The organism is Pseudomonas sp. NPDC085632, from assembly GCF_044541255.1.
In the GTDB taxonomy this organism is placed as follows: Bacteria; Pseudomonadota; Gammaproteobacteria; order Pseudomonadales; family Pseudomonadaceae; genus Aquipseudomonas.
In genome coordinates, this window is the sequence record NZ_JBITSX010000078.1 from 2,193 (window position 1) to 13,452 (window position 11,260).

10 protein-coding genes are annotated in these 11,260 nt (G+C 57.8%); 1 reads left to right on the plus strand and 9 read right to left on the minus strand.

Features of this window, described 5'->3' with window-relative positions:
- From tpiA to rlmE, 5 genes are all read right to left on the minus strand, one after another.
- Nucleotides 1-672: triose-phosphate isomerase (tpiA, locus tag ACIF4X_RS28200; RefSeq protein WP_397484577.1), on the minus strand; the 672-nt coding region annotated here is incomplete at its 3' end.
- Nucleotides 673-737: 65 nt separating this feature from the next.
- Nucleotides 738-2,075, minus strand: a complete 1,338-nt coding sequence (gene glmM, locus ACIF4X_RS28205) for a phosphoglucosamine mutase (RefSeq protein WP_397484578.1) — start codon at nt 2,073-2,075, stop codon at nt 738-740.
- Between the two features lie 16 nt (nt 2,076-2,091).
- On the minus strand, nt 2,092-2,943 hold the full coding sequence (folP, locus tag ACIF4X_RS28210) for a dihydropteroate synthase (RefSeq protein WP_397484579.1): 852 nt from the start codon (nt 2,941-2,943) through the stop codon (nt 2,092-2,094).
- Between the two features lie 8 nt (nt 2,944-2,951).
- Nucleotides 2,952-4,859: an ATP-dependent zinc metalloprotease FtsH gene (gene ftsH, locus ACIF4X_RS28215; RefSeq protein ID WP_397484583.1), complete on the minus strand. Its 1,908-nt coding sequence runs from the start codon at nt 4,857-4,859 to the stop codon at nt 2,952-2,954.
- A gap of 202 nt (nt 4,860-5,061) precedes the next feature.
- A complete protein-coding gene (gene rlmE, locus ACIF4X_RS28220; RefSeq protein WP_007915237.1) occupies nt 5,062-5,691 on the minus strand; it encodes a 23S rRNA (uridine(2552)-2'-O)-methyltransferase RlmE in 630 nt (209 codons plus the stop codon).
- Nucleotides 5,692-5,792: 101 nt separating this feature from the next.
- Between rlmE and ACIF4X_RS28225 the strand changes: the two genes are divergently transcribed.
- Nucleotides 5,793-6,101, plus strand: a complete 309-nt coding sequence (locus ACIF4X_RS28225) for a YhbY family RNA-binding protein (RefSeq protein ID WP_007915235.1) — start codon at nt 5,793-5,795, stop codon at nt 6,099-6,101.
- A gap of 9 nt (nt 6,102-6,110) precedes the next feature.
- On the opposite strand, the gene ACIF4X_RS28230 is transcribed toward ACIF4X_RS28225, so the two are convergent.
- The 4 genes from ACIF4X_RS28230 to carA all read right to left on the minus strand — a co-directional run.
- Nucleotides 6,111-6,515, minus strand: a complete 405-nt coding sequence (locus ACIF4X_RS28230; RefSeq protein WP_397484580.1) for an MFS transporter — start codon at nt 6,513-6,515, stop codon at nt 6,111-6,113.
- A 28-nt stretch (nt 6,516-6,543) separates the two neighbouring features.
- A complete protein-coding gene (greA, locus tag ACIF4X_RS28235) occupies nt 6,544-7,020 on the minus strand; it encodes a transcription elongation factor GreA (RefSeq protein WP_064119469.1) in 477 nt (158 codons plus the stop codon).
- Nucleotides 7,017-10,238: a carbamoyl-phosphate synthase large subunit gene (gene carB / locus ACIF4X_RS28240; protein ID WP_053117025.1), complete on the minus strand. Its 3,222-nt coding sequence runs from the start codon at nt 10,236-10,238 to the stop codon at nt 7,017-7,019. Before carB ends, greA begins: the two co-directional genes overlap by 4 nt.
- 126 nt (nt 10,239-10,364) lie before the next feature.
- The coding region (gene carA / locus ACIF4X_RS28245; RefSeq protein ID WP_397484581.1) for a glutamine-hydrolyzing carbamoyl-phosphate synthase small subunit at nt 10,365-11,260 on the minus strand (896 nt) is incomplete at its 5' end.

Below are 11,260 nucleotides of genomic sequence, written 5' to 3' on the forward strand. Positions count from 1 at the left end.
CATGCCGAACAGTTCGACCGCATTGGCCGCCTTCACGCTGCCGCCGTATAGAAGCCGCACACCTCGTGCGACCTCAGAATTCTCTGCCGCCAACTGCTCGCGAATGGCTTTATGCACATCCTGAGCCTGTTGCGGCGTTGCAGTCAGTCCGGTACCAATGGCCCAGACAGGCTCGTAAGCAATGACCGCCTTGGCAAAGGCACCTACACCCAGCTCCTCGATGATGCTGCCCAGCTGACGCCCGACAACCTCAAGAGTTTTCCCAGCTTCACGCTGCTCAAGGGTCTCCCCTATACACAGCACCGGAATCAAGCCACATGCCTGTGCCGCTGCGAACTTGCGATTCAGCATACCGTCTCGCTCGCCCATTATCTGGCGGCGTTCGGAGTGCCCGACAAGTACCAGGGAACAACCTGCATCCACTAACTGACTCGGAGCAATTTCACCGGTCAATGCACCTTGCATGGATTCCACCGCAGAATTCTGCGCGCCGACCGAAATCGACTTGCCTTTCAAGCCATCAATCACTTGATTGATATACAAGCAAGGCGGGAATACCGCGACATCAACACCGCTTGGCAAGGCCAGATGACGAAGGCCGTTGATCAGCTCAGCGACGCTGGCGCGGGTACCGTGCATCTTCCAGTTACCAGCTACCATAGGGCGACGCATGCTGTACCTCGTCGGTCAAAGTGGGCGCAGATGTTACCCAACACAATCATGGCTTGCAAGCCGTATCAGGCAGAAACTTCAGTTACCAGTTTTGCCAACTCTTCGGCGTAGTTGCGAACCTGGGTTTCATCCTCGCCCTCGACCATTACCCGCACCAGAGGCTCTGTCCCGGACTTGCGCAAAAGCACGCGACCGCGCCCCGCCATTGCCTGGGTTACACGTGCACTGGCTTCCTTGACAGCCGGGTGGTCCAGCGGACTCTCGCCACCACCGAAACGCACATTGATCAGTACCTGTGGACACTTGCGCAAAGCCTGACGTGTTTGTGCCAGCCCTTCATTACGGGTCTTCAGTGCCATCAGCACTTGCAAAGCCGCGATGATCGCATCACCTGTGGTTGTGTGATTGAAGCAAACGATATGCCCCGAATTCTCGCCACCGACCAGCCAATTGCGCTCAAGCAACTCGGCGATCACGTAGCGGTCGCCGACATTGGCGCGAATGAACGGGATCGAAAGATCCGCCAGCGCGAGTTCCAGCCCCAGATTACTCATCAAGGTGCCGACAACGCCGCCCTGCAATTTGCCACGCTCATGCAGATCACGGGCGATGATGAACAACAATTCGTCACCATCAACGATGGCGCCCGTGTGATCGACCATCAAAACCCGATCACCATCACCGTCGAAGGCGATACCCAGATCGGCGTGCTCAGCCAGCACCGCTGCCTGCAACTGCCCCATATGGGTCGAGCCACAATTTTCGTTGATGTTCAGACCATTTGGCTGCGCCGACAGCACAACCACATCTGCACCCAACTCACGAAAAACGCTCGGAGCCACCTTGTAGGTCGCACCATGCGCACAGTCGATAACGATCTTGAGCCCAGAGAAACTGGTGCCCGTTGGCACGCTGCTTTTGCAGAATTCGATGTATCGGCCCGACGCATCGTTGATTCGTGAGACTTTGCCGATCTTGCTCGATTCGACCACGGTCATCGGGGTATCGAGCAACTCTTCGATCATCAACTCCAGCTCATCCGGAAGCTTTGTGCCCTTTCCGGAGAAAAATTTGATGCCGTTATCGTCATGCGGGTTGTGCGAAGCACTGATCACGATACCGGCCTCAGCCTGGAACGTGCGCGACAGATAAGCGATAGCCGGCGTCGGCATAGGCCCCAGCAGCATCACATCGGCTCCTGCCGATGTCAGACCAGCCTCAAGTGCCGATTCGAACATATAACCGGAAATCCGCGTGTCCTTGCCGACCAGCACCTTGCAGGCGCCCATCTTGCGAAAGGCCATGCCGGCCGCCCAGCCGAGCTTGAGCATGAAGTCAGGAGTAATCGGGTATTCACCGACTCGACCACGAATGCCGTCAGTACCAAAGTATTTCTTGCTCATAAGTGCTCCATCATTCTTATTCGGCTGATTCCACGGCCGCGATCATCCGCACCACGTCTACCGTTTCTGCAACATCATGGACGCGCAATATGCGCGCACCTTTTACCGACGCCAATGCCGCCAGCGCCAGGCCACCATGCAGCCGCTCGCCGACAGGACGATTCAAAGCCTGCCCGATCATGCTCTTTCGAGAAACACCGACAAGCAGAGGCCTGCCCAGCGTATGCAGGGCTTCCATGTGCTTGAACAAGCTTAGATTGTGCTGCAGGTTTTTGGCGAAACCGAAACCCGGATCAAGAATGATCCGCTCGGCAGGAATACCTGCCGCCGCACATTGGGCCATGCGCTCAGCGAGAAACTCGCCGACTTCGCGCGTGACATCCTGATAGTGCGGATTGTCCTGCATGTCACCTGGCTCGCCGAGCATATGCATGAGACACACCGGCAAACCGGTAGCCGCCGCCGCATCCAGCGCACCATCGCGCTGCAGCGAGCGCACGTCGTTGATAAGCCCGGCACCCAACCGCGCAGTTTCGCGCATGACGGCAGGTGTAGACGTATCCACCGAGATGATCACATCAAGCTCGCGATTGATCAGCTCGACGATCGGCGCCACGCGCTCAAGCTCTTCAAGTGGAGAGACTGCTCGCGCGCCAGGACGCGTGGATTCGCCACCGACATCAATCAGCGTCGCACCGGCTGCAACCATGGCTTCGGCGTGACGCAAGGCCGCATCCAGCTGACTGTATTGGCCGCCGTCGGAGAAAGAATCAGGGGTGACATTGAGAATGCCCATGACATGCGTCTGGGCCAAATCAAGAACCCGGTTGCCGCAAGGCAACCGGGTCAGGGACTGTACAGAAGTCATTTCAAACCTTAAACGTCAGCAGCCGGACCGCCAATCGGTGTTTCCGGACGCTCGTCTCGAATCACTGGTGGTGGCGGAGTACCGGTGCCACCCGACCAGTCGCGAGGCTCGCGAGGTGTACGACCCGCCATGATGTCGTCGATCTGTTCAGCATCGATCGTTTCATACTTCATCAGTGCATCAGCCATGGCATCGAGCTTGTCACGGTTGTCCGTGAGGATCTGCTTGGCCGTGCCGTAGCACTGATCAATGATGCTGCGTACTTCGGAGTCGATCAGCTTGGCTGTCTCACCGGAGAAGCTGGCAGCCTGACCGCCACCGCCGCGACCGAGGAATACTTCACCCTCTTCTTCAGCGTACATCAACGGACCGAGTTTTTCCGACAGACCCCACTTGGTCACCATGTTCCGAGCAATCTGGCTGGCACGCATGATGTCGTTGGAAGCGCCGGTGGTGACACCGTCGAAACCAAGGGTCATCTCTTCAGCGATACGGCCGCCGTACAGCGAGCAGATCTGGCTGATCAACGCGCGCTTGGACAGGCTGTAGCGATCTTCTTCCGGCAGGAACATGGTCACACCCAGCGCACGACCGCGCGGGATGATCGACACTTTGTACACCGGATCATGCTCAGGAACGACGCGACCAACAATGGCGTGGCCAGCTTCGTGATAAGCAGTGTTCTGTTTCTCTTTTTCGGACATGACCATCGATTTGCGCTCGGCGCCCATCATGATCTTGTCTTTCGCCAGTTCGAATTCTTTCATTTCAACGATACGTTTGCCGCTGCGTGCAGCGAACAGCGACGCTTCGTTGACCAGGTTGGCCAAGTCAGCACCGGAGAAGCCCGGAGTACCACGCGCGATGACTGCCGGAGCGACATCATCACCCATTGGCACTTTGCGCATGTGAACCTTGAGGATCTGCTCGCGACCACGGATATCCGGCAGACCCACCACGACCTGACGGTCGAAACGGCCCGGACGCAGCAGCGCAGGGTCGAGCACGTCAGGACGGTTGGTTGCAGCGATAACAATGATGCCGTCGTTCATTTCGAAGCCGTCCATCTCAACCAGCAATTGGTTGAGAGTCTGCTCGCGCTCATCGTGACCGCCACCCATGCCGGCGCCACGGTGGCGACCAACGGCGTCGATTTCATCGATGAAGATAATGCAAGGAGCGTGCTTCTTCGCCTGCTCGAACATGTCACGAACACGGCTGGCACCAACACCGACGAACATTTCGACAAAGTCAGAACCGGAAATGGTGAAGAACGGCACCTTGGCTTCGCCAGCAATGGCCTTGGCCAGCAAGGTTTTACCGGTACCCGGAGGACCGACCATCAGCACGCCGCGAGGAATCCGACCGCCCAGACGCTGGAACTTGCCCGGATCACGGAGGAACTCAACCAGTTCGCCGACTTCTTCCTTGGCTTCGTCGCAACCGGCAACGTCAGCCAATGTGGTTTTCACCTGATCTTCGGAGAGCAGGCGTGCCTTGCTCTTGCCGAAGCTCATTGGCCCGCCCTTGCCACCGGCACCGCCCTGCATCTGGCGCATGAAGAACATGAACACCGCGATGATCACCAGGATCGGGAAGCTGGCCACCAGAAGCTGGGTCCAGATGCTTTGCTGTTCAGGCTGCTTGCCTTCAACCACAACGTGATTGTCGACCAGGTCGCCAATCAGGCCATTGTCCTGAATCGCCGGACGAATGGTCTTGAAGCTGTCGCCATCGTTGCGTTTGCCGGTAATCACATAGCCGTCAACGGCTACGCGCTCGACCTTGCCATCCTTGACCTGCTGGATGAAGTCGGAATAGTTGAGGGTCTGCGGCTCGTTAGGGCTGGAGAAGTTGTTCATCACCGTCACCAGGACAGCCGCGATGATCAACCACAGGATCAGATTCTTTGCCATATCGTTCAATTAACTACCCTCTGAAGCAAGCTCCGCTACTGGCGCGCGCTTCGCATGATATTCACCGGCCTAACTTACTACATTACCTACGACTCTGGCAGGCGCCGTCTGTAACCCTTTGTGAAACACTTTCTACACAATATTCGTTAATGCTAGCCGGGCGAAATACTAAAAACCTATCACCCCGCACAAAAACCTCGTTTTACTCACTACGCCCGCGATAACCCCAAGCCAGCATGTATTGCTCGCGAGAGCTGCCACGAGAGGAGTCCGGCTTGATCATCTGGATCTTGTCGAACTTCTTGCGGGCATCCTTCAGGTAAACATCAAACCCTTCACCCTGAAAAATCTTGATTACAAAATTACCGCCCGGCTTGAGGATACGTTCCGCCAGATCAAGCGCCAACTCGCAAAGGAACATGGCTTTTGGCATATCCACTTCAGGCGTACCACTCATATTGGGGGCCATATCGGAAATCACAAGGTCCACCTGCGAATTACCCACAGCCTCAAGAATCCGCCCGAGCACTTCGTCCTCGGTAAAGTCACCCTGAATAAAGGTCACGTCAGGGATGCTGTCCATTTCCAGGATGTCCGAGGCGATCAGACGCCCCTGACCACCGATCAGCCGGCTGGTGACTTGCGACCAGCCGCCGGGCGCTGCGCCCAGGTCGACAACGCTCATACCGGGACGGATCAGCTTGTATTTCTCCTGGATCTCCAGAAGCTTGTAACTCGCACGCGAGCGGTAGCCATCCTTTTGTGCTTGCTTCACATAGGGATCGTTGACATGTCTTTTCAGCCAGCCAAGGCTTGTCTTGGAACGCGCCATTGGGCACCTCGATGATTAGGGTCGTGATTAATTGGGCGGATCCACGAGCCCTCGGGTAAAATGGCCGCCATTTTACAGAATCCAGACGAAAGGGTCAGATTATGCCGCTCACTCCAGAGCAGAAGAAACAGTACAAATCCATTGGCCATCACCTGAAACCCGTTTTGACGGTGGCTGACAACGGTTTGACTGAAGGTGTTTTAGCCGAACTTGAACGCGCCTTGGCGGATCACGAGCTGATCAAGATCAAGCTCAACATCCTCGATCGCGAATCGCGCCTGGCGCACATCGCAGAACTGTGCAAGGTTGGCAAAGCGGACCTGGTGCAGGTCATCGGCAAAATGGCACTGATTTACCGCAAGAACTTCAGCGTCAACAAGCAGCTGTCGAACGTTCATCGCTTCAAATGATGACAAGGGTCAAGGGTGTGCCTGGCGCACCCTGCCACTCCATCCCGGCACCGGCTGCATCACCAGCACCAGCCCGGAAAAGCCCAGAACCAGATAACTGAACACCTGCCAGCGCTGCGCATCCGGCCAGCCGACACGCACTGCGACATACATCGCACACGCATACAACGCCATCAGCAGCACCTGACCGCGAAAATCTCGCCATAGACTGGCAAGGCCCTCGGCCTGTACCAGCACCAAAGCCTGAAAAATAACGCATGCGGCAGCAAAACCCACCACCAGCACTTCAAATGCACTGGCCACTTCATCGATCAGCAACGGTGCCAGGCCAATCTGGCCCAGCGCCGGCTGCAAACCGAGATGAATCAGCCATAGACCGCCGACCCAAAGCATCTGGGTCAGCTGCCAAAGCATGGCGCCCGCATGCAGCGGGCGCCCTTTTTCAGATGTGACGGACTTCGACAATCTCGTACTCGATCACGCCGCTTGGCGTTTTCACGGCGACTACATCGCCCTCTTCCTTACCGATCAAGGCACGGGCCAAAGGCGAGCCGACCGAAATCTTGCCGAGTTTGAAGTCAGCCTCATCCTCACCCACGATGTGGTAAGTGACGCTTTCATCGGTCTCGACGTTGGCGATTTCGACGGTAGTACCGAAAATCACTTTGCCGGTGTGCGGAATCGACGTGACGTCAATGATGACCTGATTCTGAATCCGGCCCTCGATGTCACGAATCCGCGCCTCGACCATGCCTTGCTGTTCGCGCGCGGCATGGTATTCAGCGTTTTCTTTCAAGTCACCCAGCTCGCGGGCCGTACCGATGTCCTGGCTGAGCTTCGGACGAACGACCTTGGTCAGGTGAGCGTGTTCTTCTTCCAGGGCTTTAGCGCCCTGGACGGTCATTGGGTATTTGATCATGCCTTCAATCCTGCGTGTAGATCCTGCAAGCGACGCACGGTCTTTTCCGGACCGAACTTCAGCGCTTCACAGATAGCTTCGCCAGCAGCAATGGTGGTGGTGCAGTAAATCTTGTGCTGCAAGGCATTACGACGAATGGAGTACGAATCAGCGATCGACTGACGACCTTCGGTGGTGTTGATGATCAGGGTGACTTCGTCATTCTTGATCATATCGACCACGTGCGGACGACCCTCGGTCACCTTGTTCACACGGCGCACTTTCAGGCCTGCGGCCTCGATCAGCTTGGCAGTACCGGCAGTGGCAACCACTTCGAAGCCCAAGTTGATCAGATCACGGGCCACGCCTGCAACCAGAGGCTTGTCGTCGTCACGAACGCTGATGAACGCAGTACCGCCGGTCGGCAGCACTTCGCTGGCGCCCATCTGGGCTTTGGCGAATGCTTCACCGAAGGTGTCACCGACGCCCATCACTTCACCGGTCGACTTCATCTCTGGGCCGAGAATCGGGTCAACGCCAGGGAACTTGGCGAACGGGAAAACCGCCTCTTTCACGCTGTAGAAGTTCGGGATGATTTCTTTGGTGAAGCCGATTTCTTTCAGGGTTTTACCCGCCATCACGCGGGCAGCGATCATGGCCAGGGAAACACCGATGCACTTCGACACGAACGGTACGGTACGGGAAGCGCGCGGGTTGACTTCGATGACGTAGATGTCTTCGCCCTGCAGCGCCAACTGTACGTTCATCAGGCCGACAACGCCCAGTTCCAGAGCCATTTTCTTGACCTGTTCGCGCATCTCGTCCTGGATGTGCGCAGGCAGCGAGTACGGCGGCAGCGAGCACGCGGAGTCACCGGAGTGAACGCCAGCCTGTTCGATGTGTTGCATGATTGCGCCGATGACGACGTCTTTGCCGTCGCAGACCGCATCCACGTCCATCTCGATGGCGCAGTTGAGGAAGTGGTCGAGCAGCACCGGGCTGTCGTTGGACACTTTCACCGCGTCACGCAGGTAGCGCTTGAGCTCTTCTTCTTCGTAAACGATTTCCATCGCGCGGCCACCCAGTACATAGGATGGGCGTACGACCAACGGGTAACCGATTTTGCTGGCAGCACGAATCGCTTCGTCTTCGCTGCGCACGGTGGCGTTAGGCGGCTGACGCAGGTTCAGGCGCTCAACCATTTGCTGGAAGCGCTCACGATCTTCGGCACGGTCGATAGCGTCAGGGCTGGTGCCGATGATCGGCACGCCAGCCGCTTCCAGAGCACGCGCCAGTTTCAGCGGAGTCTGACCGCCGTACTGGACGATCACGCCTTTCGGCTTCTCGACGCGGCAGATTTCCAGCACGTCTTCGAGGGTTACCGATTCGAAGTACAGACGATCGGAGGTGTCGTAGTCAGTGGAAACAGTTTCCGGGTTGCAGTTGACCATGATGGTTTCGTAGCCGTCTTCGCGCAGTGCGAGGGCAGCGTGAACGCAGCAGTAGTCGAACTCGATACCCTGACCGATACGGTTCGGGCCACCGCCCAGAATCATGATCTTGTCGCGACCCGACGGCGCGGCTTCGCACTCTTCTTCGTAAGTCGAATAGAGGTAAGCGGTGTCGGTGGCGAACTCGGCGGCACAGGTGTCAACGCGCTTGTAGACCGGGAACACTTCCAGCTTGTGACGATGAGTCCGCAGGTTCTTTTCGGTCACACCCAGCAGCTTGGCCAGACGCTGATCGGAGAAGCCTTTGCGCTTGAGCTTGTACATGACGTCGCGGTCGATCGCGGACAGACCGAGGGTCTTGACCTTCTCTTCGTCTTTGATCAGATCTTCGATCTGTACCAGGAACCAAGGGTCAATCATGTTCATCGCGAAGATTTCTTCGACGGTCATGCCGGCACGGAAAGCGTCTGCCACGTACCAGATGCGCTCGGCGCCCGGCACAGTCAGTTCGCGCTTGAGCACGCTCATGCTCTCCGGGTTGCTCAGGTCGAGCTTCTCGTCCAGACCGCAGACGCCGACTTCCAGACCGCGCAGGGCTTTCTGCAGGGATTCCTGGAAAGTCCGGCCGATGGCCATGACTTCACCCACCGACTTCATCTGAGTCGTCAGGCGCGCGTCAGCCTTGGCGAATTTCTCGAAGGCGAAGCGTGGCAGCTTGGTCACGACGTAGTCGATCGACGGCTCGAAGGACGCCGGGGTCTTGCCGCCGGTGATGTCGTTCGACAGTTCGTCGAGGGTGTAGCCCACAGCCAGTTTGGCAGCGACTTTGGCGATCGGGAAACCGGTGGCTTTCGAAGCCAGCGCCGAGGAACGCGATACACGCGGGTTCATTTCGATCACGACCATACGGCCAGTGTCCGGGCAGATACCGAATTGCACGTTGGAACCGCCGGTCTCGACGCCGATCTCGCGCAGTACCGCCAAGGAGGCGTTACGCAGGATCTGGTATTCCTTGTCGGTCAGGGTCTGTGCTGGCGCCACGGTGATCGAGTCACCGGTGTGAACGCCCATCGGGTCGAAGTTTTCGATCGAGCAGACAATGATGCAGTTGTCCTTTTTGTCGCGGACAACTTCCATCTCATATTCTTTCCAGCCGATCAGCGATTCGTCGATCAGCAGCTCTTTGGTCGGCGACAGGTCCAGACCACGGGCGCAAATTTCTTCGAACTCTTCACGGTTGTACGCGATACCGCCACCGGTGCCGCCCATGGTGAAGGACGGACGGATGATGCACGGGAAGCCCAGGGTCTCAAGAACCGCGTTGGCTTCTTCCATGCTGTGGGCGATACCGGAACGCGGGCACGCCAGGCCGATGGATTTCATCGCCTTGTCGAAACGCGAACGGTCTTCAGCCTTATCGATGGTGTCGGCGTTGGCGCCGATCATTTCTACGCCGAACTTCTCCAGAATGCCTTCGCGCTCCAGATCCAGGGCGCAGTTCAGCGCGGTCTGGCCGCCCATGGTTGGCAGCACGGCGTCCGGACGCTCTTTTTCGATGATCTTGGCAACGGTCTGCCACTTGATCGGCTCGATGTAGGTGGCGTCGGCCATGTCCGGGTCGGTCATGATGGTGGCCGGGTTGGAGTTCACCAGGATGACGCGGTAACCCTCTTCGCGCAGGGCTTTACAGGCCTGGGCGCCGGAGTAGTCGAATTCGCAGGCCTGGCCGATAACGATCGGGCCAGCGCCGAGAATCAGGATGCTTTTAATGTCTGTACGTTTTGGCATGGGTTTGTCACTCAAATCCGCAGGTCAGTCGGCAAGCCGTCTTGATCGATTTCTGAAGTCTCGAAGGGGCCGCCGGTGCCGGGGCCGCCCTCGAGGGGCTTCTCTCTACAGTCTCAAGGCGAACGCTTAGCGTCGCTTGGCCATCTCGTTGATGAAGCGGTCGAACAGTGGCGCGACATCGTTCGGCCCCGGGCTCGCTTCAGGGTGACCCTGGAAGCTGAACGCGCTCTTGTCGGTGCGCTCGATGCCTTGCAGGGTGCCGTCGAACAGCGATTTGTGGATCGCACGCACGTTGGCTGGCAGGGTTTCCTCGTCTACCGCGAAACCGTGGTTCTGGCTGGTGATCATCACCACGCCAGTGTCCAGATCCTGCACCGGGTGGTTGGCACCGTGGTGGCCGTGACCCATTTTCAGGGTCTTGGCGCCGGAGGCCAGAGCCAACAGCTGGTGACCGAGGCAGATGCCGAACACCGGAATTTCGGTTTCCAGGACTTCCTTGATCGCCTTGATCGCATAGTCGCATGGCTCCGGATCACCAGGGCCGTTGGACAGGAACACGCCGTCCGGCTTCAGTGCCAGTACGTCAGCCGCTGGAGTCTGAGCCGGCACCACGGTGACGCGGCAGCCGCGCTCGACCAGCATGCGCAGGATGTTGACCTTGACGCCGTAGTCGTAGGCAACCACGTGATATGGCAGCTCGGAAGCGTCGATGGTCGCGTGGCTGTCGGTCTTCAGATCCCAGACAGTCGAGCGCCACTCGTATTGGGTCTTGGTGCTGACGACTTTCGCCAGATCCATGCCCTTCAGGCCCGGGAAGCCTTGCGCAGCGGCGATGGCCGCTTCTTCGGAGATGTTGTCGCCGGCCATGATGCAGCCATTCTGAGCGCCTTTTTCACGCAGGATGCGGGTCAGGCGACGGGTGTCGATACCGGCGATGGCCACAACGTTGTTGGCTTTCAGGTAATCGGACAGGGACATCGTGTTACGCCAGTTGCTCGCTACCAGCGGCAGGTCACGGATGA